26 protein-coding genes and 1 tRNA gene are annotated in these 26,814 nt (G+C 71.2%); 19 read left to right on the top strand and 8 right to left on the bottom strand.

The annotated features are described in order from the left end of the window. Positions 1 to 46: 46 nt before the first annotated feature. Positions 47 to 733, top strand: coding sequence for a dethiobiotin synthase (gene bioD, locus G408_RS0107705; protein WP_245584287.1), 687 nt, complete (start codon positions 47 to 49; stop codon positions 731 to 733). A gap of 22 nt (positions 734 to 755) precedes the next feature. Here bioD and G408_RS0107700 read toward each other — a convergent pair whose 3' ends face one another. Both G408_RS0107700 and G408_RS13740 read right to left on the bottom strand, forming a co-directional pair. Then, positions 756 to 1,127, bottom strand: coding sequence for a 6-pyruvoyl trahydropterin synthase family protein (locus G408_RS0107700; protein ID WP_028770626.1), 372 nt, complete (start codon positions 1,125 to 1,127; stop codon positions 756 to 758). An 88-nt stretch (positions 1,128 to 1,215) separates the two neighbouring features. After that, the gene (locus G408_RS13740; RefSeq protein ID WP_037412787.1) at positions 1,216 to 2,061 is read right to left on the bottom strand and encodes a TlpA disulfide reductase family protein; all 846 of its coding nucleotides are present in this window, start codon (positions 2,059 to 2,061) and stop codon (positions 1,216 to 1,218) included. Positions 2,062 to 2,099: 38 nt separating this feature from the next. Between G408_RS13740 and G408_RS13735 the strand changes: the two genes are divergently transcribed. Beyond that, positions 2,100 to 2,420, top strand: a complete 321-nt coding sequence (locus tag G408_RS13735) for a hypothetical protein (protein ID WP_037412785.1) — start codon at positions 2,100 to 2,102, stop codon at positions 2,418 to 2,420. Positions 2,421 to 2,433: 13 nt separating this feature from the next. Here the strand turns inward: G408_RS13735 and G408_RS15315 are convergent, their stop codons facing one another. The 3 genes from G408_RS15315 to G408_RS0107675 form a co-directional block, all read right to left on the bottom strand. Next, positions 2,434 to 2,571: a hypothetical protein gene (locus G408_RS15315; RefSeq protein WP_156890098.1), complete on the bottom strand. Its 138-nt coding sequence runs from the start codon at positions 2,569 to 2,571 to the stop codon at positions 2,434 to 2,436. 189 nt (positions 2,572 to 2,760) lie between these two features. Further along, positions 2,761 to 3,051 (bottom strand): hypothetical protein, encoded by a 291-nt coding sequence (locus tag G408_RS15310; RefSeq protein WP_156890097.1) that lies wholly within the window; start codon positions 3,049 to 3,051, stop codon positions 2,761 to 2,763. Between the two features lie 282 nt (positions 3,052 to 3,333). Next, positions 3,334 to 3,410: transfer RNA gene (locus G408_RS0107675), tRNA-Met, on the bottom strand. 138 nt (positions 3,411 to 3,548) lie between these two features. On the opposite strand from G408_RS0107675, the gene acnD reads away from it, so the two are divergent. From acnD to bfr, 8 genes are all read left to right on the top strand, one after another. Next, complete coding sequence (acnD, locus tag G408_RS0107670) at positions 3,549 to 6,176, top strand: Fe/S-dependent 2-methylisocitrate dehydratase AcnD (protein WP_028770624.1); 2,628 nt, start codon at positions 3,549 to 3,551, stop codon at positions 6,174 to 6,176. A 14-nt stretch (positions 6,177 to 6,190) separates the two neighbouring features. Further along, entirely contained in the window at positions 6,191 to 6,859 is a 669-nt protein-coding gene (locus G408_RS0107665; RefSeq protein WP_245584286.1) for a nucleotidyltransferase domain-containing protein, read from the top strand. Then, positions 6,843 to 7,253, top strand: a complete 411-nt coding sequence (locus G408_RS0107660) for a hypothetical protein (protein WP_028770622.1) — start codon at positions 6,843 to 6,845, stop codon at positions 7,251 to 7,253. The genes G408_RS0107665 and G408_RS0107660 overlap by 17 nt, the downstream gene beginning before the upstream one ends. Further along, positions 7,253 to 8,449 (top strand): 2-methylaconitate cis-trans isomerase PrpF, encoded by a 1,197-nt coding sequence (gene prpF, locus G408_RS0107655; RefSeq protein WP_037412782.1) that lies wholly within the window; start codon positions 7,253 to 7,255, stop codon positions 8,447 to 8,449. Before G408_RS0107660 ends, prpF begins: the two co-directional genes overlap by 1 nt. A 12-nt stretch (positions 8,450 to 8,461) precedes the next feature. Further along, the gene (locus G408_RS0107650; protein WP_028770620.1) at positions 8,462 to 10,129 is read left to right on the top strand and encodes a cation:proton antiporter; all 1,668 of its coding nucleotides are present in this window, start codon (positions 8,462 to 8,464) and stop codon (positions 10,127 to 10,129) included. A 53-nt stretch (positions 10,130 to 10,182) separates the two neighbouring features. Continuing rightward, on the top strand, positions 10,183 to 10,734 hold the full coding sequence (locus G408_RS13730) for an RNA pyrophosphohydrolase (protein ID WP_051282767.1): 552 nt from the start codon (positions 10,183 to 10,185) through the stop codon (positions 10,732 to 10,734). Between the two features lie 94 nt (positions 10,735 to 10,828). Continuing rightward, on the top strand, positions 10,829 to 11,020 hold the full coding sequence (locus G408_RS0107640) for a (2Fe-2S)-binding protein (protein ID WP_028770619.1): 192 nt from the start codon (positions 10,829 to 10,831) through the stop codon (positions 11,018 to 11,020). Between the two features lie 126 nt (positions 11,021 to 11,146). Next, the gene (gene bfr, locus G408_RS0107635) at positions 11,147 to 11,620 is read left to right on the top strand and encodes a bacterioferritin (RefSeq protein WP_028770618.1); all 474 of its coding nucleotides are present in this window, start codon (positions 11,147 to 11,149) and stop codon (positions 11,618 to 11,620) included. 55 nt (positions 11,621 to 11,675) lie between these two features. Here the strand turns inward: bfr and G408_RS0107630 are convergent, their stop codons facing one another. From G408_RS0107630 to G408_RS0107615, 3 genes are all read right to left on the bottom strand, one after another. Next, positions 11,676 to 14,114: a hybrid sensor histidine kinase/response regulator gene (locus G408_RS0107630; RefSeq protein ID WP_028770617.1), complete on the bottom strand. Its 2,439-nt coding sequence runs from the start codon at positions 14,112 to 14,114 to the stop codon at positions 11,676 to 11,678. Beyond that, complete coding sequence (locus G408_RS13725; RefSeq protein WP_156890096.1) at positions 14,115 to 16,718, bottom strand: EAL domain-containing response regulator; 2,604 nt, start codon at positions 16,716 to 16,718, stop codon at positions 14,115 to 14,117. It abuts the gene before it with no gap. Between the two features lie 74 nt (positions 16,719 to 16,792). Next, positions 16,793 to 17,386, bottom strand: coding sequence for a DUF4126 domain-containing protein (locus G408_RS0107615; protein ID WP_028770615.1), 594 nt, complete (start codon positions 17,384 to 17,386; stop codon positions 16,793 to 16,795). Between the two features lie 147 nt (positions 17,387 to 17,533). On the opposite strand from G408_RS0107615, the gene G408_RS13720 reads away from it, so the two are divergent. The 9 genes from G408_RS13720 (at position 17,534) to G408_RS0107570 (ending at position 26,510) form a co-directional block, all read left to right on the top strand. After that, positions 17,534 to 18,232, top strand: a complete 699-nt coding sequence (locus tag G408_RS13720; protein ID WP_051282763.1) for a DUF6776 family protein — start codon at positions 17,534 to 17,536, stop codon at positions 18,230 to 18,232. After that, positions 18,229 to 18,696, top strand: coding sequence for a polymer-forming cytoskeletal protein (locus tag G408_RS13715; RefSeq protein WP_051282762.1), 468 nt, complete (start codon positions 18,229 to 18,231; stop codon positions 18,694 to 18,696). The genes G408_RS13720 and G408_RS13715 overlap by 4 nt, the downstream gene beginning before the upstream one ends. A 60-nt stretch (positions 18,697 to 18,756) precedes the next feature. Then, positions 18,757 to 19,122, top strand: a complete 366-nt coding sequence (gene erpA, locus G408_RS0107600) for an iron-sulfur cluster insertion protein ErpA (RefSeq protein WP_028770614.1) — start codon at positions 18,757 to 18,759, stop codon at positions 19,120 to 19,122. Further along, on the top strand, positions 19,119 to 20,015 hold the full coding sequence (gene nudC / locus G408_RS0107595) for an NAD(+) diphosphatase (protein WP_051282760.1): 897 nt from the start codon (positions 19,119 to 19,121) through the stop codon (positions 20,013 to 20,015). Before erpA ends, nudC begins: the two co-directional genes overlap by 4 nt. A gap of 28 nt (positions 20,016 to 20,043) precedes the next feature. Then, on the top strand, positions 20,044 to 20,916 hold the full coding sequence (locus G408_RS0107590; RefSeq protein WP_028770612.1) for a cobalamin biosynthesis protein: 873 nt from the start codon (positions 20,044 to 20,046) through the stop codon (positions 20,914 to 20,916). 67 nt (positions 20,917 to 20,983) lie between these two features. Next, the gene (purH, locus tag G408_RS0107585) at positions 20,984 to 22,555 is read left to right on the top strand and encodes a bifunctional phosphoribosylaminoimidazolecarboxamide formyltransferase/IMP cyclohydrolase (protein WP_028770611.1); all 1,572 of its coding nucleotides are present in this window, start codon (positions 20,984 to 20,986) and stop codon (positions 22,553 to 22,555) included. Between the two features lie 70 nt (positions 22,556 to 22,625). After that, a complete protein-coding gene (gene purD / locus G408_RS0107580) occupies positions 22,626 to 23,924 on the top strand; it encodes a phosphoribosylamine--glycine ligase (protein WP_028770610.1) in 1,299 nt (432 codons plus the stop codon). 22 nt (positions 23,925 to 23,946) lie between these two features. Then, entirely contained in the window at positions 23,947 to 24,564 is a 618-nt protein-coding gene (locus G408_RS0107575) for a glutathione S-transferase N-terminal domain-containing protein (protein ID WP_028770609.1), read from the top strand. Positions 24,565 to 24,596: 32 nt separating this feature from the next. Continuing rightward, on the top strand, positions 24,597 to 26,510 hold the full coding sequence (locus tag G408_RS0107570; protein ID WP_028770608.1) for an MFS transporter: 1,914 nt from the start codon (positions 24,597 to 24,599) through the stop codon (positions 26,508 to 26,510). Positions 26,511 to 26,814: the final 304 nt, after the last annotated feature.

Below are 26,814 nucleotides of genomic sequence, written 5' to 3'. Positions count from 1 at the left end.
CCGGCTTCGCCATCGCGTTCACCGGAGCATGGGCGACAATGCCGTCATGACACGCGCCTTCTTCGTGACCGGCACCGACACCGGCGCCGGCAAGACCTTCGCCAGCACCGTGCTCCTGCACGCCTTGCGCCAGCGCGGCCTGCGCGCCGTGGGCATGAAGCCGGTGGCGAGCGGCAGCGAGCCGACGCCCGAGGGCCTGCGCAACGAGGACGCCCTGGCCCTCAGGGCCGCCAGCGATCCTTCCCCCCTCTATGCCCTCGTCAATCCCTTCGCCCTGCGCGAGCCCACGGCGCCGGAGATCGCCGCCCGCCTCGATGGCGTGCAGGTGGAGCTGCCGCCGATCGCGGCAGCCTTCGCGCAGCTTGCGGCGCAGGCCGACGTGGTACTGGTGGAGGGCGTGGGCGGTTTCCTCGCGCCGATCCGCGAAGGCCTCGACCAGTGCGAGCTGCCGCGTGCGCTGGGCCTGCCCGTGCTGCTGGTGGTGGGCCTGAAGCTCGGCTGCATCAACCATGCCCGGCTCACCCTCGAGGCCGTGCAGGCCCGCGGCTTTCCGGTGCTGGGCTGGATCGCCTCCGAGGTCGAGCCGACCATGCTGTTCCCCGACGACTACTTCGAGGCCCTGAAGGCGGCGCTGCCAGTGCCCTGCCTCGGCCGTCTGCCGCATGCGCCGGGGGGCGATCCGGCCACGCTCACCCGCCACCTGGCGCTGCCGCCGGGGTTCCCCGGGGCCTGATCGCGGACGGCGCGGCGCGCCTTTAGCCGAGGTGCAGGGTGGCGCGGTCGCCCGAGGCCGGGCGGAACACCGAGACCCGCACCAGGAGCGGCAGGGCCGGGGCCAGCGCGCGGGCGATGAAGCCGCAGAGGTTCTCCAGCGTGGCAGGACCGATGCCTTCCACCTCGTCGAGGAAGCGGTGGTCGAGGCGCTCGCGCAGGGCCGCGAGCTCGCGGCGCACGAGGCCGAGATCCATCACCATCCCGGTGGCCGGGTCGGGCTCGCCGCGCAGCGTGACCTCGGCGTGGTAGGTGTGGCCGTGGATGCGCCGGCTGGCCTCGCTCTCGCCCTCGACGTAGCGGCGCAGGGTGTGCGCGGCCTCGAAGTAGAAGGACTGGGTGAGCTCGACAGGCATGGGAATGGCGGACGGGGCAGGCGCGTATTCTGCCACGGGCGCCCGCGGGGCCCGGGGCCGGTGGCAGGTTCCGGAACCTGCCGGAGCGCTAGCGCACGGGAGCGGCTGCGGCCTGGGCCGGCATGGGCGGTTTTTGGGAATACCCGGCAAGGCGTGCGGCGATGCCGGCACGCGTGAGCTCGCCCACATGCACGTCGATCAGGCGCCCGGTGGCGTCGAAGAACAGGGTCGTCGGCAGGCCGCGCGCGCCCGCGTCTTCGGAAAGCCGCGAGAGTCGGTCGACCAGCACGAGTTCGAGGTCCAGCCCTGCGGCGTCGAGGTAGCGCTGGATGGTGGCGGGGTCCTCGCCCTGATTCGCGAACACGATGTGCACGTCGTCGTACCAGGCCTGCGCCGCCGCCAGCGCCGGCATCTCCCGCCGGCAGGGCGGGCACCAGGTGGCCCACAGGTTCACCACGATGGGCTTGCCCGTGAGCGCCGCGAGGCGCGTGCTGCGCCCGTCGAGCGTGGTCAGCACGGCCTCGGAGAGGCCGATGGCCCGGGACTGCCAGTGCTGCAGGCCGAAGGCGAGCGCGCCGTAGGCCAGCGCGGCCGTCCCGAGCCCCGCAGTTAGCGGGCGACGCAGTTCCGGCCGCCGCCAGGCGCGCCAGCCGGCGAAGGCGAGGGCGGCCAGCACGCCGGCCATCGGCACATAGCCGCCGTCGCCGGGGCGCAGCATCGCCCAGGGGTCGGAGGCGTACTGCGGCCACCACGCCACAATGAAGGCGAGGCGGGCCGCCACCAGGCCCACGAGGGCGGCATCGAACAGGGCGCCGCCGACTGCGGGCTTCGGCTCCGGCCGGCCGCGCAGCATCCAGCGCCCCGCCACCGTGCCCGCGCCCCAGGCGGCGAGCAGGATCAGGACGGTGAAGGGCAGGGGGCCGAGGCTGGTCATGGGTCCATAATGGCGGCATTGCACTGAGGAGCGTGTCGATGGCCGCGCCACCGCCGGGCAACGAGCCCGGCCTCGAAGCCCGCCTCATCCGCGCCTGGCCCTGGGCCCTGCTCGGCGGCAGCGTGCTGCCGGCGCTGATCGCCCTGCTGATCGCGGCCCTGGCGCCGGATGCCCCGTCGGCCGAGGAGGAGAAGCGCCTGTGGATCGCCTGGTTCACCCTTGCCGGCGCCGTCGTCTTCTACTGGACGATGGTGTTCACCATCGCCATCGGCTGCTGGGTGGTGCGGGTGATGAAAGGCCCGGTGCGCGAGGGGCGCGATCCTTACCCGATGCCGGAGCAGGACCGGTTCGAGGTCTGAGCCCCCGTGCGTCTCAATCGCCGCGCGCGGCAGGCACCTTCCAGCCGTGCCGGATAGCCATCAATCGCGGCGCGATGCAGATGAGGTCGCCGGCCATCGCGGCGACCGCGTAGAACTCCTGCACGACGAGCGCGCTCGGGATCTTCGCCACCAGCACATCGCGGGCGTGACCTGCCGGCCTTTTTCAGACCACCGATTAGTTGAGGACGGCTCGTTGGGTTGATGCGGGTTGTTGCTGCTGGAACTCGTCCTTGAACTGCTTGGATGTCTTGTCAGTTCCCGCAGTCGCGCGGGTATTCGAACATCCCGCCGGCATCGTCGGCCTCGTTCGAGGGGATGGTCACTCAGAATCTCCTTTCAGATCAGTGCGCGGGGCGACCTTCGGCATAGGGATATGCAGGGTCTTGAAGAGCCGTCGCACTGCACGCGACGCGGCGATCCGCTGTGGCGTGTCGGGCGGGTTCACCGGGTTTCGAGGCCGCTTGATCCGCTTCGGTAGCCGCCCTTGGCCGCCCTGGATCAAGCCGGGGTGCCAGGGCCGCTCAATACGGACGGCAGCGAGCAGCCGATGGAGCAGGGAGAGCAGGGGGTGCAGCGTCATCAGGGCTTCCTCGCAGGCGGTGGGGCTCATCCACCCTCCAACGACGTCGGCCACAGCGAAGTTGGGGGCGAAAGTTTCGGCCGGCGCGTCCTCTCGCAGCTCATCTGGTCGAAGGCGCGGACGATCGTTCTGATCGCCAGCGGGTAGGTGCTGTCCCTCGGGGCCTTCGGGCCGCCCAGCAGTTCGGCGAGCCGTGCCTCGTCGCGCCCCTCGCGGGCGCGTGGATGTCCTGGGCACGGCTTTTGGAGTCGCCGGGCCGAACTGCGGGCACAAAAAACCCCGCAGAATCGCGGGGTTGGATGGGGTTCCCGATGGTGGCTATGGGTGGGCTCGAACCACCGACCCCAGCATTATGAGTGCTGTGCTCTAACCGGCTGAGCTACATAGCCACGGGGACCGCGCATTCTCCGTGCTGCCAGGCGGGGCGTCAAGCCCGCGGCTGAACCGGCGGTGAGGCATGGGGCGGGGAGTGACAGATCGCCGATAATCGGCCTTCACGCCCGCGTTCCCGAAGGCCGACGCCCGCCATGAACACCGCCCACCGCAAGCCGCTGCCCGGCACCCCCTACGACTACTTCGATGCCCGCGAGGCCGTGGAGGCCCTGCAGCCCGGGGCCTGGGCGCGGCTGCCCTACACGGCCCGGGTGCATGCCGAGAACATCGTCCGCCGGGCCGAGCCCGCGCGTGTGCCGGACTACCTGCGGCAACTCGTGGAGCGCCGCCGTGACCTCGATTTCCCCTGGTTCCCGGCGCGGGTGGTCTGCCATGACATCCTCGGCCAGACGGCCCTGGTCGATCTCGCCGGCCTGCGCGATGCCATCGCCGCGCGCGGGGGCGACCCGGCACAGGTGAACCCGGTGGTGCCAGTGCAGCTGATCGTCGATCACTCGCTGGCAGTGGAGTGCGGCGGCGACGATCCCGCGGCCTTCGAGAAGAACCGCGTCATCGAGGACCGCCGCAACGAGGACCGCTTCCACTTCATCGAGTGGACGAAGCGCGCGTTCAAGAACGTCGACGTGATCCCGCCGGGCAACGGCATCATGCACCAGATCAATCTGGAGAAGATGTCGCCGGTGATCGGCGTGGAGCGTGATGCCGCGGGCCGCGGCGTGGCCTACCCGGATACCTGCGTCGGCACCGATTCGCACACCCCGCACGTCGATGCGCTAGGTGTCATCGCCATCGGCGTGGGCGGCCTCGAAGCCGAGAACGTGATGCTGGGGCGTGCCTCGTGGATGCGCCTGCCGGAGATCGTCGCCGTCGAGCTCGCGGGCAAGCCGCAGCCGGGTATCACCGCCACCGACATCGTGCTCTCGCTCACCGAGTTCCTGCGCCGATCGAAGGTGGTGGGGGCCTATCTCGAGTTCCGTGGCGAAGGCGCGGCGGCGCTGTCGATCGGCGACCGCGCGACGATTTCGAACATGGCGCCGGAGTACGGCGCCACCGCGGCGATGTTCTTCATCGATGGCAATACGCTCGACTACCTGCGCCTCACCGGCCGCACGGACGAGCAGGTGGCCCTGGTCGAGGCCTATGCGAAGACCGCCGGGCTGTGGGCGGACGACCTGAAGACCGCCGAGTACGAGCGCACCCTGCACTTCGATCTCTCCACCGTGGTGCGCAGCCTGGCCGGCCCCTCGAACCCGCATGCCCGGGTGGCCACCACCGACCTCGCCGCCAGGGGGATTGCCGGCAACCTTGCTGCCGTGCGCGAGCAGGAAGCGCAGGGGCTCATGCCCGATGGCGCGGTGATCATCGCCGCCATCACCTCCTGCACCAACACCAGCAATCCGCGCAACGTCATCGCCGCCGGCCTGCTGGCGAAGAAGGCGAATGCGCTGGGCCTCGTGCGCAAGCCCTGGGTGAAGAGTTCGCTGGCGCCCGGCTCGAAGGCGGTGGCGCTCTACCTCGAGGAGGCCGGGCTGAAGACCGAGCTGGAGCGGCTGGGCTTCGGCATCGTGGCCTTTGCCTGCACCACCTGCAATGGCATGAGCGGGGCGCTCGATCCGAAGATCCAGCAGGAGATCATCGACCGCGACCTCTATGCCGTGGCCGTGCTTTCTGGCAACCGCAACTTCGATGGCCGCATCCATCCCTATGCGAAGCAGGCCTTCCTCGCCTCGCCGCCGCTGGTGGTGGCCTATGCCATTGCCGGCACCATCCGCTTCGACATCGAGAAGGACGCGCTGGGCCATCGCGCCGACGGCACGCCGATCCTGCTGAAGGACCTGTGGCCGACGGACGCCGAGATCGATGCGGTCGTGAAGGCGTCGGTGAAGCCCGAGCAGTACCGCCGCGTCTACGAGCCGATGTTCAGGGCGTCGGTCGAGCACGTTGATGCGGTGAAGCCGCTCTACGACTGGCGGCCGCAGAGCACCTACATCCGCCGCCCGCCCTACTGGGAGGGCGCGCTGGCCCGGCCGCGCACGCTCTCGGGCCTGCGCCCGCTCGCCATCCTCGGCGACAACATCACCACCGACCATCTCTCGCCCTCGAACGCCATCCTGCCCGACAGCGCCGCCGGCGAGTACCTGGCGAAGATGGGCCTGCCGCCCGAGGACTTCAATTCCTATGCCACGCACCGAGGCGACCACCTGACGGCGCAGCGCGCCACTTTCGCCAATCCCACCCTGCAGAACGAGATGGTGCGCGATGCAGACGGGAAGGTGCGCAAGGGCTCGCTGGCCCGGCTGGAGCCGGAAGGCACGGTGATGCGCATGTGGGAGGCCATCGAGACCTACATGGGGCGCGGCCAGCCGCTGATCATCATCGCCGGCGCCGACTATGGCCAGGGCAGCTCGCGCGACTGGGCGGCCAAGGGCGTGCGCCTCGCCGGCGTGGAGGCGATCGTGGCCGAGGGCTTCGAGCGCATCCACCGCACCAACCTGATCGGCATGGGCGTGCTGCCCTGCGAGTTCCTGCCCGGCACCACGCGCCTCACGCTGGGCCTCGATGGCACGGAGACCTACGATGTCGTCGGCCCCCGCACGCCGGGGGCGACGCTGACCCTGGTCGTGCACCGCAGGGACGGCAGCACCACCGAGGTGCCGGTACGCTGCCGCCTCGATTCCGACGAGGAGGTCGCCATCTACGAGGCCGGCGGCGTGCTGCAGCGCTTCGCCGAAGACTTCCTCGAGGCCAGCAGGGCGGCGTAAGCCGGAGCTTGCAAATGCCCAATATGGGCATTAATGTGCCCCATATGGGCATGAAGGCGGCTCCCAAGGTCAGCGAAGCGGCGGCGATCTACGCCACCGCCAGCCTGTCTGATGCCTTGTTCACGCACACGCAGCAGCGGGTGCTTGGCGCCCTGTTCGGCGCCCCGGGTCGCAGTCTCAGCGTCAGCGAGCTGATCCAGTGCACCGGCGCCGGGAGCGGTGCCGTCCAGCGCGAGGTGGCGCGGCTGGCCGGGAGTGGTTTGCTCGCCGTCGAGAGCATTGGCCGGCAGAAGCGCTACCGCGCCAATCCCGAGGCCCCGATCTACGCCGAACTGGTCGGCATCGTCCGCAAGACCTTCGGACTTGCCGCACCGCTGCGCGAGGCCCTGAGTCCGTTCGGGCCGGCAGTGCGCGCCGCCTTCGTGTTCGGTTCGGTGGCAAAAGGTGAGGACACCGGGCGCAGCGACATCGACCTTCTGGTGCTGTCCGATACTCTGGCCTATGGCGAGCTGATGGCGGCGCTGGAGCCGGTGTCGGAGGCGCTGGGTCGGCGCGTCAATCCCACCCTGTACACGGTCGAGGATTTCACCGCCAGGCGCCGGTCTGGCCAGACCTTCCTTGCACGCGTGATGGCCCAGCCGCGGATCTGGGTGATCGGAGGCGAGCATGCGCTCCCCGCTTGAGCGTCTTGCCTCGACGGGTGGGACGCTGGCCGCCGAGGCGCCGGATGTCAGCGAGATCGCCGGTCTGCTCCGGTCGGGCCGCGCCCGGCTCGCGGATGCGCGGAACACGGGGCTCTCGCCGGAAAGCCGCTTCGATCTTGCCTACAACGCCGCTCATGCCTTGTGCCTTGCTGCGCTTCGCCGGCACGGCTATCGGCCGAAGCATCGCTATATCGTGTTCCAGGTGCTCCCGCACACTCTGGGCTTGGGGCCCGCTGTGTGGCGCGTGCTCGACAAGGCACACCAGGTCCGCAACCTTTCCGAGTACGAAGGGCATACAGACGTGGATCTGCGCCTTCTGGACGATCTTCTCACCGCCTGTGCCGCCGTTTCAGCGGCGCTTGGAGACCCCTGATGACGACCTTTCGCCCCCAGCTCCGCATCCCCGCCACCTATATGCGGGGTGGTACCTCGAAGGGTGTGTTCTTCCGCCTTGCCGACCTGCCGGAGGCCGCGCGCCTGCCCGGCGCCGCGCGCGATGCCCTGCTGCTGCGGGTGATCGGTTCGCCCGATCCCTACGGCAAGCACACCGATGGCATGGGGGGGGCCACCAGCAGCACCAGCAAGTGCGTGATCATCGGCCCTTCCACGCAGCCCGGGCATGACGTGGACTACCTCTATGGCCAGGTGTCGATCGACAGCGCCTTCGTCGACTGGAGCGGCAACTGCGGAAACCTTTCCAGCGCCGTCGGGCCCTTCGCCATCGCGAACGGCTTCATTCCTGCAGGGCGCATTCCACGCGATGGCGTGTGCACGGTGCGGATCTGGCAGAAGAACATCGGCAAGACCATCGTGGCCCATGTGCCGATCGCGAACGGCGAGGTGCAGGAGGACGGCGATTTCGAGCTCGATGGCGTCACCTTCCCGAGCGCCGAGATCCCGCTCGAGTTCCTCGATCCGGTGGACGAGGGCGACGAGGGCGGGGCGATGTTCCCGACCGGGAATGTCGTCGACACCCTGGATGTGCCCGGGGTCGGTACCCTGCAGGCGACGATGATCACGGCGGGCATCCCCACGGTGTTCGTGCGGGCGGCAGACGTGGGCCTTGCCGGCACCGAGCTGCAGCCGGCCATCAATGAAAGCCGCGAGCGCCTCGCTCTGTTCGAGGCCATCCGCGTGGCCGGCGCCCTGCGTATGGGCCTGATCGCCGCGCCCGAGGAGGCGGTAAGGCGCCAGCACACGCCGAAGGTGGCCTTCGTCGCGCCGCCGGCCGATTACGTGGCCAGCAGCGGCAGGCTGGTGCGCGCCGCCGAGATCGATCTCCTCGCCCGTGCGCTGTCGATGGGCAAGCTGCATCACGCCATGATGGGCACGGCCTCGGTGGCCATCGCCACGGCAGCGGCCATCCCGGGCACGCTGGTCAACGAAGCCGCCGGCGGTGGCGTGCGCGAGGCGGTGCGCTTCGGCCACCCCAGCGGCACGATGCGCGTGGGCGCGGCGGCCGAGCAGGTCGATGGCCAGTGGGTCGTGCGCAAGGCGCTGATGAGCCGCAGCGCCCGCGTGCTGATGGAGGGCCATGTGCGGGTGCCGGCCTCGGTACTCGGGAGCTGACGGAGCCTGCCCATGCATTCCGCGGCCTTCAGCGAATTCGCCCTGATCCTGCTGGTGGCCGCGCTCGCCGGCCTCGTCTTCGTGCGCCTGCGCCAGCCGGTGCTGATCGCCTACATCGTGGTCGGCATCGCGCTCGGGCCGGCGGGCTTTGGGCTTGCCACCGCGCAGGACCAGATCGCCCTGCTGGCGCAGGTGGGCGTGGCGGTGCTGCTGTTCATCGTCGGCCTCAAGCTGGACCTCACGCACGTGCGGCACATCGGGCCGGTGGCCCTGGCCACGGGCCTGGGGCAGCTCGCCTTCACCATCCTGCTGGGCTTCGGCATCATCCTCGCGCTCGGCAAGGACCTGATGACGGCGCTCTACGTGGCGGTGGCGCTCACCTTCTCGAGCACCATCATCATCGTCAAGCTGCTCTCCGACAAACGCGAGCTCGACTCGCTGCACGGCCGCATCGCCATCGGTTTCCTCATCGTGCAGGACCTCGCCGTGGTGCTGGCGATGATGGTGATGAGCGCGCTGGGTGGCCCGGGCGGCGAGGGCGCGGCGCCCGATGCGGCCAGCGTGGTGCTTTCGCTCGCCGGCCGGGTGCTGGCCGCGGCGGTGGCGGTCTTCGTGCTGATGCGCTACCTGCTGCCCTGGCTGGTGGCGCAGATGGCGCGTTCGCAGGAGCTGCTGCTGATCTTCGCTCTCAGCTGGGCAGTGGCGCTGGCCGCGCTCGGGGCCTGGGCGGGCTTCAGCATGGAGGCGGGCGCTTTCATCGCCGGCTTCACGCTGGCCTCCACCAAGTTCCGCGAGTCGATCAACGCCCGGCTCTCTGGCATCCGCGACTTCCTGCTGCTGTTCTTCTTCATCCACCTCGGCCTCGAGCTCGAGCTCTCGACCCTGGGCGAGGAACTGGTGCCGGCCCTGCTGCTCTCGCTGTTCGTGCTCATCGGCAACCCGCTGATCGTGATGGCCATCATGGGCTACATGGGCTACCGCAAGCGCACCGGCTTCATGGCCGGGCTCACCGTGGCGCAGATCAGCGAGTTTTCGATCGTCTTCGTGGCCATGGGCATCAGCCTCGGCCACGTCGACCGCGCGGCGCTCGGCCTCACCACCCTGGTGGGCCTCGTCACGATCACGCTCTCCACCTACATGATCCTGTACTCGGGGCCGCTCTACGAGCGCGTCTCGCGCTTCCTCGGCGTCTTCGAACGCCGCATGCCGTTCCGCGAGCTGGCCGAGACCGGCAAGGACGAGGGCGGCCCGCCGGTGGAGGTGCTGGTCTGCGGCCTTGGCCGCTACGGCCGGCGGGTGCTGGAGCGCCTGCACCTCGAGGGGGTGCCGGTGCTGGGCGTGGACTTCGACCCGGAGAATGTCGAGCGCCTGGCGCGGCGCGGCCTGCCGGTGCGCTTCGGCGACGTGGAGAGCCCGGAATTCCTGGAGACCCTGCCGCTCTCGCAGGTGCGCTGGGTGCTCTCCACCCTGCCGCTGCTGGAGGGCCAGTGCGCCTTGCTGGAAGGCCTGAAAGGGGCCGGCTACGGCGGGCGGGTGGCGGTGGCGGTGCGCGAGCAGTTGCCGGTGCGCGAGCTCAAGGCCCTGGGCGTGGACCGGGTGTTCCAGCCCTTCCTCGACGCCGCCGACCATGCCGGCGAACAGCTGCTGGCCCTGCTGCGGGGGCGCGCCCCCGCGACTTGAGGCGGCCAGCGCCGCTGTGGCATGGTGGCCCGAGTGAATTCGGAGCCCGACCGGTGATCGATCCGGACGGATACCGCCCCAATGTCGGCATCATCCTGATGCGGGACGACGGCCGCCTGTTCTGGGCGCGCCGCGTGCACCGCGATGGCTGGCAGTTCCCCCAGGGCGGGATGAACAGCGACGAGACCCCGCTGGAGGCCATGTACCGGGAGCTCGGCGAGGAAACCGGCCTGCGCCCGGAGCAGGTCGAGGTGCTCGGCTCCACCCCGGGCTGGCTGCGCTACCGCCTGCCCGCGCGCTGCGTGCGCCCTGGCGAGAAGCCGCGCTGCATCGGCCAGAAGCAGGTCTGGTTCCTGCTGCGCCTGCTCTGCGGCGAGGAGGCCCTGCGGCTCGATGCCACGCCGAAGCCCGAGTTCGACCGGTTCCGCTGGGTCGATTACTGGTACCCGGTGGAGCACGTGGTGGCCTTCAAGCGCGAGGTCTATGCCCGGGCGCTCGGCCACATGGCCCCGGCCGCCCGGCAGGTGGCCGGGGAGCTGGCGGTGCCCCTGCCGCAGTTCCCGCTGCCCGGCCGCGAGCCGCCCCGGGCCCGGCGCCGGGCCTGAGCCTGCCCCGGCCTGAACCGCCGGTGGGGGAGGCTTGACAGCCGGCGGGCAGCGTCTTGTAATGCGAACTGTTCGTATTCCGAGGTGCCGGGCCGTGTACGTCTGCGTCTGCAACGGGGTGACCGAGCGCGATATCCAGCGTGCCGTCGAGGAGGGCTGCGACAGCCTCGAGGCCCTGGCGGCGCGCACCGGTTGCGGCAGCACCTGCGGCTGCTGCCGCGAGTACGCCTTGGAGGCCCTCGAGCAGGCCAGGGCGCGGCCGCTCGGCCTGCCCGTCGCCGCCTGAGCCGGGGCCGCCCACGCCCTTCACGCCATTTCCATTTCCGGCAGCGCAACGCGCACGCATTCGCATTCCGGCAGCGCGCGCTCAGCTTCGCTAGGCTGGGCGCGTTCCATCCACAGGAGGCCGGCCATGAAGGGCGATCCCCAGGTCATCCAGCACCTCAACAAGGTGCTCTACAACGAACTCACCGCCATCAACCAGTACTTCCTGCATGCCCGCATGCTGAAGAACTGGGGCTTCAAGGAACTCGGCGAGCACGAGTACCACGAGTCGATCGACGAGATGAAGCACGCCGACTGGGTGATCGAGCGGATCCTCTTCCTCGAGGGCCTGCCGAACCTGCAGAACCTCGGCAAGCTGATGATCGGCGAGACGCCGAAGGAAGTGTTCGAATGCGACCTCAGGCTCGAGCAGATGGCGATCCCCGATCTGAAGGCGGCGATCGCCCATGCGGAGTCGGTGGGGGATTACGTGAGCCGCGATCTCTTCGCCAGGATCCTCGCCTCCGAGGAGGAGCACGTGGACTGGCTGGAAACGCAGCTCGACCTGATCCGGCGCCTGGGCGAGGGCCCCTATCTGCAGAGCACGCTGTCGAAGGACTGAGGCCCTGCCACGATGGCGGGTGCGCGACGGCCGGGGCGACCCGGCCGTCGGCGTTTCAGGCCACCAGCTTTCGCAGCGATTCGCTGGCGCGCTGGAACTCGGCTTCCAGCACCGCCACCGCCACCGCCGGGCGCGGCAGCACGCCCTCGCGGGCGCCGACCTCGATGCGCTTGGCCGCCGCCGAGACCGCCATCGCCCCGAGGTTGGCGCTCGAGGACTTCAGGGTGTGGGCCGGGGCGATCATCCGCTCGAGGGCATTGTCGGCCGCCGCCGCCTCCAGCTCGTCGATGTACTTCTTGGCGTCGGTGAGGAACATGCGCACGAGGTTGTCGAACTCGGCGCCCATCACTTCCTTCAGTTCGGCGAGGATTTCCTGGTCCAGCACGGGGGTCTCGGCAGGGCTGGGGGTGGCGGGAGCGGCCGGGGCGCCGATGGCGGGCTCCGGACGTTTCAGGCTGGCGACCTCGGGCAGTACCGGAGCATCGGCGGGGCTGGCGGGCGTGGCGCCGGGCGGCGGCGCGGCAGGCGCGCTGCGGCGGGCCGCGGCCCCGCGCTGCAGCCAGCGCTTGATGGTTTCCTCCAGCTGGGTCTTGTCCACCGGCTTGGAGAGGTAGTCGTCCATGCCGGCGTCGAGGCATTTCTGCCGGTCGCCGGCCATGGCATTGGCGGTCATGGCGATGATCGGCAGCCGCGGCAGGCCGTGCGCCGCCTCGTACTGGCGCCACTCACGGGTGGCGCTGTAGCCGTCCTTCACCGGCATCTGGCAGTCCATCAGCACGAGGTCGAGATTGCCGGCGGCCATGCGCTCCAGCGCCCGCTCGCCGTCGCCGGCCGATTCGCAGATCAGATCCATCTGCGAGATCAGCTTCTGCGCCACCAGCATGTTCACCGGGTTGTCCTCGACCAGCAGCAGGCGCGCGCGGCGGCCGATGGCGGCCTCGGCGAAGGCGCCCACCGAGCTGCCCTGGGGCAGGGCGGCGAGCGCGGCGGTCGGGGGATCGAGCGGGGCCTCGAGCCCGAAGCCCTCGGCCTCGCCGGCGGACAGGGCCGAGGCGCTGGCGGCCGGCACCAGCAGGGCGGCGAGCGCGGTCTTGAGATCGGCCGGCGCCACCTCGCGGCGCAGCAGGGTGGTGCGCTGCGAGGCGAGCGCCTCGGGGGGCGGGCTCTCGGTGCCGGCGAGGAAGACGATGGCGAGGTCCTCGAGCTCGGGCGAGCGGCCGAGGGCACGCTGCAGCACCACGGCGGCCGAGGCGCCATCGCGCAGGTCGGCCACCAGGGCGTCGAAGGCGCCGGCATTGCCGCGCGACACCGCCGAGCGCAGCATCTGCAGCGCTTCCGGTGGCGAACTGCAGTAGGACAGGCGCAGGCCCCAGCCCTGCATGGCGGTGGCGAGGCGGTCGCGCAGGGCGGCGTCCGGGGTCATCAGCAGCAGCCGGGCGCCGGAGAGGTCGGTGCGGGCCGCCGGCAGGTCGCCCACCGCCTTCAGCACCGGCACCTCGAACCAGAACTTCGAGCCCTGGCCCGGGGTGCTCTCGACATCGATGCGGCCGCCCATCAGGGTGACGATGCGCTTGCAGATCACGAGGCCGAGGCCGGTGCCGCCGTACATGCGGGTGGTGGAGGCATCGGCCTGGGAGAAGGCGACGAAGAGCTGCGAGCGCTTCTCCTTCGGGATGCCGATGCCGGTGTCGATGACCTCGAAGCGCAGCGTGTGGTGCAGCCGGTCCTCGCCGATCTTCTGGATGCGCAGGGTGACGCGGCCGCGGTCGGTGAACTTGATGGCATTGCTGAGCAGGTTGGTGAGCACCTGGCGCAGGCGGGTCGGGTCGCCGCGCACCGGCAGGCGCACCGAAGGCTCGATCTCGAGGTGCAGCAGCAGGCCCTTGGTCTCGGCCTGCTTGGTGAGCAGGCGCACCACCGACTCGGCCAGCTCGCGCAGGTTGAAGGCGGTGGTCTCGAGGTCGACTTTGTTCGCCTCGAGCTTGGAGTAGTCGAGGATGTCGTCGACGATGCGCAGCATCTGCTTCGCGGAGCCGTGCGCCGTGCGCAGCAGGTCGGCCTGGTCGGGGGTGAGCCGCGCCGTCATCAGCATGTCGAGCACGGGCAGGATGCCGTTGAGCGGCGTGCGGATCTCATGGCTCATGGTGGCGAGGAACTCGCCCTTGGCCATCATCGCCGCTTCGGTCTGCTTCTTCGCCTCCTTCAGCTCGGCTTCCAGCCGGCGGTGGCGCTCCAGCTCCTGCTGCAGGGTCTCCAGCATGCGCTGGTTCTCGCTGGTGAGCCGCTGGTGCTCGGCCAGCAGTTCGCGGGCCTGGCGCAGGCCGCCGGGCACGCACCAGGCGGCGGCGGCGGTCAGCAGGGTGGCGGCGATGACGATCGGCAGGAAGCCGCCGGTGGGCAGCAGGCCGAGCACCAGGGCCAGGAGGAGGCCGCCGGCGCCCGCGAGCAGCAGCCAGCCGGCGAGGAGGCGGTTGGGGATGCGCGGCGGCAGCACTCAGAGGATCGCCTGGTTGAAGTCGAAGTCGAGGCCGTCGGCCGCCTGCTGCACCAGGTTGCCCTGCACGAAGTCGACGCCGCTCATCCACAGCGTGGCGGCGGCCTGCGGGTCCTCGACGCCGTGGCCGATCACCTCGAGGCTGCGGCGGTGGGCGCGGTCGATGATCACCCGGAGCTCGTCGCGCACCGCGGTGGAGAGCGCCCCGGTGCTGTACTTGCCGGCGAGCTTGATCAGGGACAGCGGCAGCTGCTCCAGGATCGACTCGACCTCGGGTCCGGGCTCGAACTGCGAGAGGCAGAACTGCACGCCGTCGGCCACCATGGCCGAGCAGAACTCGCGCAGGGTGCCGGTGTGCACGCTGGCATCGGCGAGCCGCAGCTCGATCACCAGGGCGCTTCCCGGCACGCCCAGCGCGCGCAGCTCGTTGCGCAGCCACTCGGCCTGGCCGCCGTGGGCCAGGGTGTAGGGCGACTGGGTGACGAACAGGGTCATGGCCGTGCCGCTGGCGCGCGCCTGGGCGATGCGGGCGATGGCCTCGCGCATCACCCAGCGGTCGATCTCGACGATGAAGCCGGAGCGTTCGGCGGCGGGGATGACCTCGGCGGCGGTCATGCGCCTGCCGCTGCTGGTGTCGAGGCGCAGCAGGGTCTGGTAGCGGCTCTCCTCGCCGCCGGCCACGGCGACGATCGGCTGGTAGAGCAGCGAGAGCCGGCCCTGGGCCATGGCCTGGCGCATGTCCTCGATCAGGGCGGCCTGGCGGGCGGCCTCCTCGGCGGCCAGCGGACGGTAGAGGTCGATGCGGTCGGGGCGCTTGCGCGCGCCATGCGCCACCTTCTCCACCGCATTGAGCAGGGCGCCGGCATCGGTGAGCTCGGGGGCGAAGGGCGCCACGCCGGCCACCGCCGGGGTCATCACGCTCTGGTCGCCGAGGCGGAATTCGTGGGCGGCCAGGGCCTCGCGCAGCTGCACGCCGAGCATCAGCAGTTCCTCGGGATCGAGGCTGGCATCGAGCACCAGGAAGCCGCCGTCGGCGAAGCGGCAGACGAGGCGCTCGCCGGCCAGCGGCAGCAGCAGGTCGAGGGCCTCGACGTGCAGGCGCTCGAACTGGCTCAGGCCGAGCCGCTCGCGCAGCTTGGCGATGGTCTCCATCTCGAGGAAGACCACGCCGCCCTTGCCGCGGCCCTCGGTGATGAGCTGGTCGATACGCGCCATCATCCGGCCGCGCTCGACGATGCCGCTGTCGACGCTGGCCAGCGGCGCGGCCGCCGTGCCGGCCTCGCCCTCGCGTTCGCGGATCTGCTGCACGTCGCGGTAGCGGCGGATGCGGCCCTGCACGCTGGCGATCAGGTGCTTGGGGCGGATCGGCTTGGAGAGGAAGTCATCGCCGCCGGCGTCGAGGGCGTTGAAGCGCACTTCCTGGTCCTGCTCGCCGGTGAGGAAGACGATCGGCGTGTGCACGAAGGCCTCGCGCTCGCGGATCAGGGCGGTGAGCTCGATGCCGTTGGCCACCGGCATGTGGAAGTCCATCAGGATCAGGTCGGGGTGGAAGCTGTCGAGCGCCGGCAGCACGTCGAGCGCATCGAGCACGATCCGGGTCTCCATCCCGGCGTTGCGTAGCACGCCCTCGGCGAACAGGGCCTGGGCGCGGTCGTCCTCGACGATCAGCACGCGGTAGGAGGGCTCGCCGGTGCTGAACAGGTCGCGCAGGCGGTTGGCGATGTCGAGGCCGCCGTGTGGGCGCACGATCACCGCGTCCACGCCGGCGCGGCGCGCGGCGAGACGCGCCATCACGTCGTCGGTGTCGGAGACCAGGGCCATGCGGATGGGCTGGCTGGCGCGAGCGCGGATCGGCTTCATCGCCTCGCCAATCGCTTCGATGGCGGCGGCATGCGGACGGTCGATCAGCACCACGTCGGCGGGCAGGGCGCCGGAGAGTTCCACCAGCTCGTCGATGCCGGTGAGCAGGTCCACCTCGAACTGGCGGCTGCGCAGCTGCTCGGCGAGGGCCGCGGCCTCGGGGCCGTCGTCGGAAAGGAGGTAGAGCCGCAGCGTGCCCATGGCCAGCGATCCGTTGCCGATGGAAAGACCATCGAGTGTAGTCGCCTCGGGCGCGGCCGGGCGTGCCGGAGCGGGGGCGGGCCGCGGGGCGGCGGGCACCCGTTCAGGCGCGGCGGCATCCGCCACCCAGCGGCGCCAGAAGCCGAGCGGCAGCGCTTCGGCGCGCGGCGGGTGAGGGATCAGGGCGTAATGCCGGGTGCCCTCGCCCTCGCCGCTGGCCGGCAGCTGTTCGATCAGCGATTCGATGAGGGCGCTCAGACGCGCGCCCAGCACCGGGTCGGGCAGGGCCTGGGCCTCCAGCGGTACGGCAAGCGCGTCGGCGAGCGCGAGCACGGTGCCGACTGCCGGGGCCTGACCCAGGGCGTGCAGGCCTTGGGCCAGTGGGCCGAGCTCCTCGCGTAGCTGGGCCACGGCATTGATATCCCAGCCGCTGCGCCGGGCCCCGCGCACCCGCCGCTCCATGCGCCGGCAGCGCTGGCGCAGCAGGGGCGCCAGGTCTTCGGCGGTGAGCTGGCCGGTCTGGATGGCGGTGGCGAGGGTCACGGGCGGCGGCACCACGGGGGGACCGCCGCATTCTCACGTCCACCGCCGCCGCCGGGACGGTGGTTCAAAAAAGTTCACACTTGTGACGGGGCTAACGGTTTTCTTTGTCGGCGTGAGGTGAAGCGGCGCAGCAGGCGCCAGCCCAGCCAGCCGGCCAGGGCCAGGGCGAGCAGGATCAGGCCCAGGGCCAGCACCGGTGCCACCAGGGCGAGGGCAAGACCGCCCACCACCAAGCCGTCCTCGGCACTGGAGGCAAGCCAGTTCGAGAGGGGCTCGGGCGAGGCATTGATCGCCACCCGGGTGCCAGATTTCAGGGCGTGGGTAGTGAGGGCCGCGGTCCCACCTAGCACGGCGGCGGCCAGGCTCCATTCCCCTTCCGGGCTGAAGGCGGCGGAGGCGAGGAAGGCGCCTACCGGGATGCGGGCCAGGGTGTTCACGAGGTCCCAGGCCGAATCGACGCCGGGGATCTTGTCGGCGGCGAACTCGACCGCGGCGAGGGCGGCGGCGGTGCCCAGCACCCAGGGCGACGTGAGCACCGCCGTCTCGGGGCTGGCCGGCAGCCAGCCGAGCAGGGCGGCGATGCCGGTGCCGAGCACGGTGAGATAGGCGCGGACGCCGGCGAGGCAGGCCAGGGCAAGGCCGAGGGCGAATACGGGGGCATCGGGCATGGCGGGACTCCACGTAAAGGCCTCGGGCTCGCCGCGAGTATGCGCCCGCCGGCTTGACCCTGCCTGAAAAGGGCCGCTATACCGGGCGGCCCTTCCGCAAGGCCGCCGCGAGACGTGAACAGCCCCCGCCCCGACGACCGAGGCTTCATGGTGGTGCCGCGCCGTGCCTCCGACCGCCTGCGCCGCTGGGCGGTGCGGATCGGCTGGCCGGCGAGCCTGCTGCTGCTCTGGGCCTTCATGGCCTGGCGGGCCGAGCCGGCGCTCGTGGAACTGCGGGCCGAGCATGCCGCCCTGCGCCGCGAGCATGCCGAGACCGCGGCCCGGCTCGAGACGCTGGCCCAGGAGGCAGCGAACCTGCGCCGCTCCGACCAGGTGAGCCGGGCGGCCAACATCGAGCTGCAGCAGACCCTGGCCGAGCGCGACGAGGAGATCTCGGCCCTGCGCGCCGACGTGGAGTTCTACGAGCGGCTGGTGGGCGCCACCGGCCAGCGTCGTGGCCTTTCGGTGCATGCCGCCGAGTTCCAGCGCGAGGCCGGCGGCAGCTGGCGCTACACCCTCACGCTCACCCAGAACCTCAACCGCGGCGCGATCAGCCGCGGGCGGATGCGCTTTGCCGTGGAAGGGGTGGAGGGCGGCGCGCTCACCACCCTCGACTGGCCATCCCTGGTGCCGGCCGAGCTGGCGCCGGGGCAGGAGTATTCCTTCCGCTACTTCCAGAAACTCGAGGGGAGTATCGTGTTGCCCGAGGGCTTCACGCCGCAGCGCGTGCGGGTCACCCTCGACGCGCCGGGCGGCGTGGTCGAGGCCCGGGTGCCCTGGCCTACCCCCCAAGGAGGAACACCATGAGCTTTTTCGGCGACGGCAAGGGCCGTGCGCAACGCAGCGGCGCCTGCGTGGACACCCTGATCGGCCACCCGGTGGTGCTGAGCGGCGAGCTGCGCTTCTCGGGCGGCCTCTACGTCGAGGGCCGCCTGGTCGGCAAGGCCGTGGCCGAGGACGGGGCCGCGGCCACCATCACCGTCGCCCCCCGCGGCGTGGTCGAAGGCGAGCTGCGCGCTCCGGTGGTCATCATCAATGGCCGGGTGAAGGGCGTGGTGCATGCCGGCGAGCGCCTCGAGCTCGGCCCGGAGGCCCGGGTGGAGGGCGACCTGCATTACGCGGTGGTGGAGATGGCGGCCGGGGCCGAGGTGAGCGGCAAGCTGGTGCACCTGGCGCCGCCGGCGGCCGGCACCCCGCCTGCCGGGGGCGGCCGCAAGGCCGCCAGCCCCTCGCCGCGCAGCACCGGCGAGCGCGAGGCGACGCCGGCCTGACGCCGGCTCTGCTGCAATCGCCCGGTTGAATCCCGCCGCCTGCGACGCCATCTCCCGGACATGACCGCGACCGCCACCCCCAGCTACCGAGACCTCGATGCCCCGCTCGTGTTCACCGAGGCGGCGGCGCGCAAGGTGGCGGCCCTGATCGCCGACGAGGGCAACCCGGCGCTCAAGCTGCGGGTGTTCATCACCGGCGGCGGCTGCTCGGGCTTCCAGTACGGCTTCGAGTTCGACGAGGAGCGCGGCGAGGACGACGTGGCGGTCGAGCGCGATGGCGTGACCCTGCTGGTCGACCCCCTGAGCCTGCAGTACCTGATGGGGGCCGAGGTGGATTACCGCGAAAGCCTCGCCGGTTCGCAGTTCGTGATCCGCAACCCGAACGCCAAGACCACCTGCGGCTGCGGCAGCAGCTTCTCGGTGTGAGCCTGTCCGGCTTCGCCTTCGCCGAGGGCGGCTTCGACCGCGCCGGCCACCTGCGCGAGGCGGAGGAGGCGCTGGATGCCCTCTGGCCGCGGGCCCGGGTGCTGCTGCTGGACGGCGAGTCGCGGGCCCTGGTCCCGGGCGAGCTCCCGGCCTGGCCGCTGGGGGCGGCGCTGCGCGGCGAGCGGCCCCGGGCGGCGCTGTTCCTCGGCATGGCCGGCGATACCCCCTGCTTCGCGCTCGAGGAGCGGGCCGAAGGCCGCCCGGCCTGCGACCTGCGCGAGGCCGGCATGCGCTGGCCGGGGCGCGAGGCCAGCCTGTTCGCCGCCGCTGCCGGGGTGCTGAACTGGCAGCGCCGCGCCCGCCACTGCGGGGGCTGCGGCGCCCGGGTGGAGCTGCGCCAGGGCGGCTGGTCGGTGCGCTGCCCGGCCTGCGGCCTCGAGGCCTACCCGCGCACCGATCCTGCCGTGATCGTGGCCGTGTCCTCCGGCGAGCGCCTGCTGCTGGGGCGGCAGGCGCGCTGGCCGGCCGGGCGCTGGTCGGTGATCGCCGGCTTCATCGAGCCGGGGGAATCGCTGTCGCAGGCGGTGGCCCGCGAGGTGTTCGAGGAAACCGGCGTGCGGGTGCAGCAGGTGCGCTTCGCCGCGGCCCAGCCCTGGCCCTTCCCCTCGGCCCTGATGCTGGGCTGCTTCGCCGAGGCCGCGCCGGACGCGCCCGATCCGGTGGTAGGGGAAGAACTGGAGGATGCCCGCTGGTTCAGCCACGAAGAGGTGGCGCAGGGCCTCGCCGCCAGCGATGCCCCTGCCGCCGGCGAGCCGCCGCCGATCGCCTTCTCGCCGCGCCTGTCGATCGCCCGGTCGCTGATCGAGGCCTGGCATGCCAGGGCCTCAGGCTAGACTGGGGGCCGATTCCCGTCCGTTGCCCATGGCCACCACCCTCGTCGCCGTCATCCTCGCCCTGCTGCTCGGCCACTTCGTTCGGCCGCTCGCCAGCCTGCGCCAGTACGGCTGGTTCGTGGCCTGGCTCGGCTGGCTGGGGCGTGAAGGCTCGGCCCTGCGCGGCTTCGTCTTGCCGCTCGGCCTGTTGCTGCCGCTTACCGTGCTCGGTCTGCTGCAATGGGGTTGGGCGGGCTGGGCCTATGGCCTGTTCGGCCTGCTCTTGGGAGTGGCGGCCCTGTTCTATGCCTGGGGGCCGCGGGACCTCGACCTCGATGTCGAGGCCGTGGTGGCGGCCGAGGGCCTGGAGGCCCGGCGCGAGGCCGCGCGCCCGCTGTTCCCGCAGCGCGAGACGGTATCGGTGGAGGGGGGGGCGCTGGTGGAGGCGGTGTTCCGTTGTGCCCTGTGGCGCTGGTTCGGCCCGCTGTTCTGGTTCCTGCTGCTGGGGCCGGTGGGGGCGGTGGGCTACCGCCTGGTGACGCTCTCGGCGCAGGGCGCGGCGCGCGAGCGCCTGCCGGAGGCACAGGGCGGGGCGGCGGCCACCCTGCTTGCCCTGCTCGACTGGCCGGTAGCGCAGCTGATGACCCTGACCCTGGCCCTGGCCGCGGATTTCGACGCCGTGATCGGCGCCTGGCGGCAGTGGCATGCCGAGGGCGTCCGCCTCGGCCTCGGCCATCTCGAGGCCGCCGCCCGCGCCAGTGTGGCGGTGGAACTGGCGGAAGAGGACGCCTGCGCTGCCGACGGCCCGGCGCAGGCTCCGGCCCTGCTCGAGCTGCGCGATGCGATGAGCCTGGTCTGGCGCATCCTGGTGATCTGGATGGGCGTGCTGGCCCTGTTCGTGGTGGCCGGCTTCGTCGGCTGACGGGCCGCGCCCGCAGCCGCCCCGTATAATCCGCCGCTTTCCGCCCGCGAGGGGCGAGGGAGCGCGCATGTCCGAGATCCGCCAGCCCGTCCGCCGGGCCCTGCTGTCCGTTTCCGACAAGACCGGTCTCGTGCCGCTGGCGCAGGCCCTCGCGGCGAAGGGGGTCGCCCTGCTTTCCACGGGCGGCACGGCCAGGGCCCTGCGCGAGGCCGGCCTCGAAGTCACCGATGTCTCCGCGGTGACCGGCTTCCCGGAGATCATGGATGGCCGCGTCAAGACCCTGCACCCCAGGGTGCATGGCGGCCTGCTCGGCCGCGCCGGCACGGATGAGGCGGTGATGGCCGAGCACGGCATCGAGGCGATCGACCTGCTGGTGGTGAATCTCTATCCGTTCGAGGCGACGGTCGCCAAGCCCGGCTGCAGCTACGAGGATGCGGTCGAGAACATCGACATCGGCGGCCCGGCCATGCTGCGCGCGGCGGCCAAGAACCACGCCCGGGTCGCCGTGCTCACCGATCCTTCCGACTACGAGGGCTTCCTGGAAGCGCTCGCTGCCGGCGGCACCACCGCGGCGCAGCGCCGCGCCTATGCCGCGAAGGGCTTCGCCCATACCGCGCGCTACGACGGCCGGGTGGCGATGTGGCTTTCCGAGCGCGTCGAGGACGTGGAAAAGCCCGCCGAGTGGCCCGCCACGCTGAACCTGCAACTCGATCTCATGAGCCCGCTGCGCTACGGCGAGAACCCGCACCAGCGCGGGGCGCTCTATGTCGAGCGCGGCGCGCCGGCGGGCATCGTGGCCACCGCAAGGGTCCTGCAGGGCAAGGAGCTCAGCTACAACAACCTCGCCGATGCCGACGCGGCGCTGGAGTGCGTGAAGCAGTTCCAGCAGCCGGCCTGCGTGATCGTGAAGCACGCCAACCCCTGCGGCGTGGCCGTGGCGCAGGACGTGTTCGCCGCCTACGACCGCGCCTACGCCACCGACCCCACCTCGGCCTTCGGCGGCATCATCGCCTTCAACCGTCCGCTCGATGCCGGCACCGCCGAGGAGATCCTCAAGCGCCAGTTCGTCGAGGTGGTGATCGCGCCGGTGGTCAGCGAGGAGGCCGTGGCGGTGTTCGCCAGGAAGCCCAATGTGCGCGTGCTGGCCTGCGGCGCGCTCGATGCGCCGGCCGCCGCCCTCGACTACAAGCGCATCGCCGGTGGCCTGCTGGTGCAGGATGCCGATGTCGCTCCCTGGGCGGCCGGCGATGGGCGCATCGTGACGAAGCGCGAGCCCACGCCGGAGGAGATGGCCGACCTCGTCTTCGCCTGGCAGGTGGCGATGTACGTGAAGTCGAACGCCATCGTCTATGCGAAGGACGCGCAGACCATCGGCATCGGCGCCGGGCAGATGAGCCGGGTGGTGAGCGCGAAGATTGCCGCCCTGAAGGCGGCGGAGGCCGGGCTTCCAGTGACCGGGGCGGTGATGGCGAGCGATGCCTTCTTCCCCTTCCGCGACGGCATCGATGCCGCGGCCGAGGCCGGCATCCGCGCGGTGATCCAGCCGGGCGGTTCGATGCGCGACGCCGAGGTGATCGCCGCTGCCGACGAGCACGGCATGGCCATGGTGTTCACGGGCACCCGCCATTTCCGCCACTGAACAAGGCGGCTCCCGTGGGCCCGCACCCTGCGAGCCGCCCCGCAACTGCCTGCGAGATGGAGGTTTTCCGGTGAAAATCCTGGTGATCGGCAATGGTGGCCGCGAGCACGCATTGAGCTGGAAGCTCGCGCAGTCGCCCCGCGTCTCCGAGGTCCTCGTCGCGCCCGGCAATGCCGGCACGGCCGCCGAGCCGAAGTGCCGGAACGTCGATGTGAAGGCCACCGACCTCGAGGGCCTGCTGGCGCTCGTGCAGCGCGAGGGGGTGGCCCTCACCGTGGTCGGCCCCGAGGCCCCGCTGGTGGCCGGGGTGGTCGACCGCTTCCGCGCCGCCGGGCAGCGCATCTTCGGCCCCACGGCCAAGGCCGCGCAGCTCGAGGGCAGCAAGGCTTTCGCCAAGGCCTTCCTCAGGCGCCATGGCATCCCCACCGCGGGCTACGAGGTATTCACCGAGGTCGACGCCGCGATCGCGTACATCCGCGCCCGTACGGCCGAACGGAACGACCCCCGGATCGTGGTGAAGGCCGACGGGCTCGCCGCCGGCAAGGGCGTGATCGTGGCGACGGACGTGGCCGAGGCCGAGGCCGCGGTGCGCGACATGCTGGCCGGCAATGCCTTCGGCAGCGCCGGCTCGCGCGTGGTCATCGAGGATTTCCTCGAGGGCGAGGAGGCCAGCTTCATCTCGATGGTGGACGGCGTGCATGCGCTGCCGATGGCCACCAGCCAGGACCACAAGCGGGTGGGCGATGGTGATACCGGCCCGAACACCGGCGGCATGGGCGCCTACTCGCCCGCGCCCGTGGTCACGCCGGAGGTGCATGCCCGCGTGATGCGCGAGATCGTCGAACCCACGGTGCGCGGCATGGCGGCCGACGGCATTCCCTTCACCGGCTTCCTCTATGCCGGGCTGATGATCGACGCCCAGGGCGCGCCGCGGGTGATCGAGTTCAATGTGCGCTTCGGCGACCCGGAGACCCAGCCGGTGATGCTGCGGCTCGATTCCGACCTCGTCGATCTCCTCGAGGCTGCCATCGACGGCCGGCTCGATACGGTGCAGGCCCACTGGTCGGCCGAGGCCGCATTGGGCGTGGTCATGGCGGCGAAGCCCTACCCGGAGCCCCCGATCACCGGCGACGTGATCCACGGCCTCGATGCCGTGCCGGCTTTCGCCAAGGTCTTCCATGCCGGCACCGTGCGGGACGGCGAGGGGGTGAAGACGAGCGGTGGCCGCGTGCTCTGTGTCTGCGCCAGGGGGGCTGGCATCGCCGAGGCACAGCGCCGGGCCTACGAGGCGGTGGCGAAGATCTCGTGGACCAACGAGCTGCACCGCAGCGACATCGGCTGGCGCGCGGTGGCGCGTGAACAGGGCTGAGCGCTGCGCACCGGAGGCGACCATGAAGCTCTTCTGCTCCCTGCCTTCGCCCTTCGCCCGCAAGGTGCGGGCCCTGGCGGCCGAGAAGGGCCTCCCTCTCGAACTCGTGCTGGTGGACGTGCTCGACCCGGCGAGCCCGGTGGCGGCGCTCAACCCCCTGCGCAAGGTGCCCTGCCTCGTCGATGAGCGCGGCGAGGCCTGGTTCGATTCGCCGGTGATCTGCGAATGGCTGGACGCCATGCCCGGCCCGCGTTTGATCCCGGACGCCTTCGAGGCACGGATGCGGGTGAAGCGGATCGAGGCCCTGGCCGATGGCCTGATGGATGCCGGAGTGGCGATCCGCCTGGAATCCGTGTGGGCCGGCCGCACGGCGGAACAGCGCAGCGCGGCCTGGATGGACTGGCAGTGGCTGAAGGTGGAAGGCGCCATCGATGAGCTCGAGCGCCGCCTCGCCGGCCGCGCCCACTTCGAGGGCGAGGCCCTGACGCTGGCCGACCTCGCCGTGGCCTGTGGCCTCGAATGGCTCGACTTCCGCCTCCCCGACCGGCCGTGGCGGCCGCGTGCCCCGGCGCTGGCTGGGTGGTTGGCGGGCATGGCCGTGCGGCCCTCGCTGGCGCAGACCGCCCCCACGGCCCTCTGATAGTGTCTCCGGGGGCCCCACGGATCCCCCGGATGCCACGCAACCAGTTCGAGCTGCTCGGCCAGCGCCGCTTCGCCCCGTTCTTCCTCACCCAGGCCCTCGGCGCCTTCAACGACAACGTCTTCAAGCAGGCCCTGATCATTCTGATCACGGTGAAGGTGGTGGGCTTCACCGACGCCGAGCGCAGCCTCTGGGCGAACATCGCCAGCGCCCTGTTCATCCTGCCTTTCTTCCTGTTCTCGGCCAGTGCCGGGCAATGGGCGGAGAAGTACGAGAAGGCGCGCTCGATCCGCCGCATCAAGCTGCTCGAGATCGGCATCGCCCTGCTGGCGGCGCTGGGTTTCTGGCTGGATTCCCTGCCCCTGCTGCTCGGCGTGCTGTTCCTGCTTGGCGCCCAGAGCGCGCTGTTCGGGCCGATCAAGTACGCCATCCTGCCCCAGGCGCTGAAGCCCGAGGAACTGACTGGCGGCAATGGCCTGGTCGAGATGGGCACCTTCCTCGCCATCCTCGTCGGCACCCTGTTCGGCGGCTGGCTGGTGGCTGGCTTCGAGCAGGGCGAGCGCTACGCTTCGCTCGCGGTCATCGCCATCGCCCTCCTCGGCTACCTCGTGGCCCGCGCCGTGCCGCCGGCCCCGGCCACGGCCCCCGATCTCGCCATCGACCGCAACCCGCTGCGCGCCACCTTCGCCACCCTGGGCGTGCTCAAGGGCCAGCGCGTGGTGCTGAACGCCGTGCTCGGGGTGAGCTGGTTCTTCTTCTTCGGCGCGCTGGTGCTGGCGCAGCTGCCGAACTACGCGCTCAAGGTGCTGGGCGGCGATGCCTCGGTGATCTCGCTGCTGCTCGCCCTGTTCTCCATCGGCATCGCCATGGGCTCGCTACTCTGCGAATCGCTGTCGCGGCGCACGGTGGAGATCGGCCTGGTGCCGCTCGGGGCCATCGGCATGACCCTGTTCGGCATCGATCTCTACTTCGCCCAGCCGGCGGCCACCGAGACCGCGCTGCAGGCCGCAGCCGGCCTTGCCGCTCCGATCGACTGGCGCGGCTTCCTCGCCGCCGAAGGCCAATGGCGGGTGGCCCTCGACGTGGCGATGATCGGCCTGTTCGGCGGCTTTTACATCGTGCCCCTGTTCGCCCTGATCCAGCAGCGCAGCCCGCGCGAGCAGCTCTCGCGCACCATCGCCGCCAACAATATCCTCAATGCCGCCTTCATCGTCGCCGCGGCGCTGCTGGCCATCGGTCTCATCGCCGCAGGCTTCTCCATCCCGCAGGTCTTCCTCGTCGGTGCCGTGCTGAACGCCGTGGTGGCGGTCTACATCTTCAGCCTCGTGCCCGAGTTCCTGATGCGCTTCCTGGTCTGGCTGCTGACCCTGGCCATGTACCGCATCGAGATCCGTGGCGTGGAAGAACACGTGCCCGACGAAGGCCCGGCGCTGGTGGTGTGCAACCACGTGGGCTACATGGATGCCCTGCTGCTGGCCGGCGCCATCCCGCGCCCGGTGCGCTTCGTCATGTACTACAAGATCTACCGCCTGCCGGTGCTCAACTGGGTGTTCCGGGTGGCCGGGGCGATTCCGATCGCCGGCAGCAAGGAAGACCCTGCGCTGATGGAGGCGGCCTTCCGCCGCATCGATGCCGCCCTCGCCGCCGGCGAAATCGTGGGGATCTTCCCCGAGGGCAGCCTGACGAAGGATGGAGAGATCGCGCCCTTCCGGCCCGGGGTGGAGAAGATCCTCGCCGCCCGTCCGGTGCCGGTGGTGCCGATGGCGTTGAAGAACCTCTGGGGCAGCATGTTCAGCCGCCGCGATTCGCGCCTCGGGCGGATGCGCCTGCCGCGGCGCTTCCGCGCGCCGATCGGCATCGTGGCCGGCGAGCCGGTGCCAGGCACCGAGGCCAGCGCGGCGCTGCTGGAGGCGAGGGTGCGGGAACTGCGCGGGGACGCGGCGTAGCGGGGGCGTCCGGCGTCGATCGGCGCGCTGCGTCTCCTGAGCGTGCGCCTGTCTGCTCTGCGCGGCATGTCGTGCTGCAGCGCCTGCCTCGTGCGGACGGCGGTCGCGGCTGGCGAGCCTGCCTGCCGCGTGCGGCATTTCACTATGGAGCGCCTGCCCTCGCGTGGCGTGCGCCCCCGTGCCGCTCAAACTCTGCGTCCAGCGCCGTATTCGCGGACGCTCGGCGTCGTGCCTCGCTCACGGGGGCGCACTCCCCGCGGGCGCGGCGCTCCGGGACGGTCGCGGCGAGCCGCGACGCCGCGGG

This window comes from Silanimonas lenta DSM 16282, from assembly GCF_000429065.1.
Classification (GTDB): domain Bacteria; phylum Pseudomonadota; class Gammaproteobacteria; order Xanthomonadales; family Xanthomonadaceae; genus Silanimonas; species Silanimonas lenta.
The sequence above is the reverse complement of the archived record's forward strand: the minus strand, read 5'-3'. Positions and strand labels throughout refer to the sequence as shown.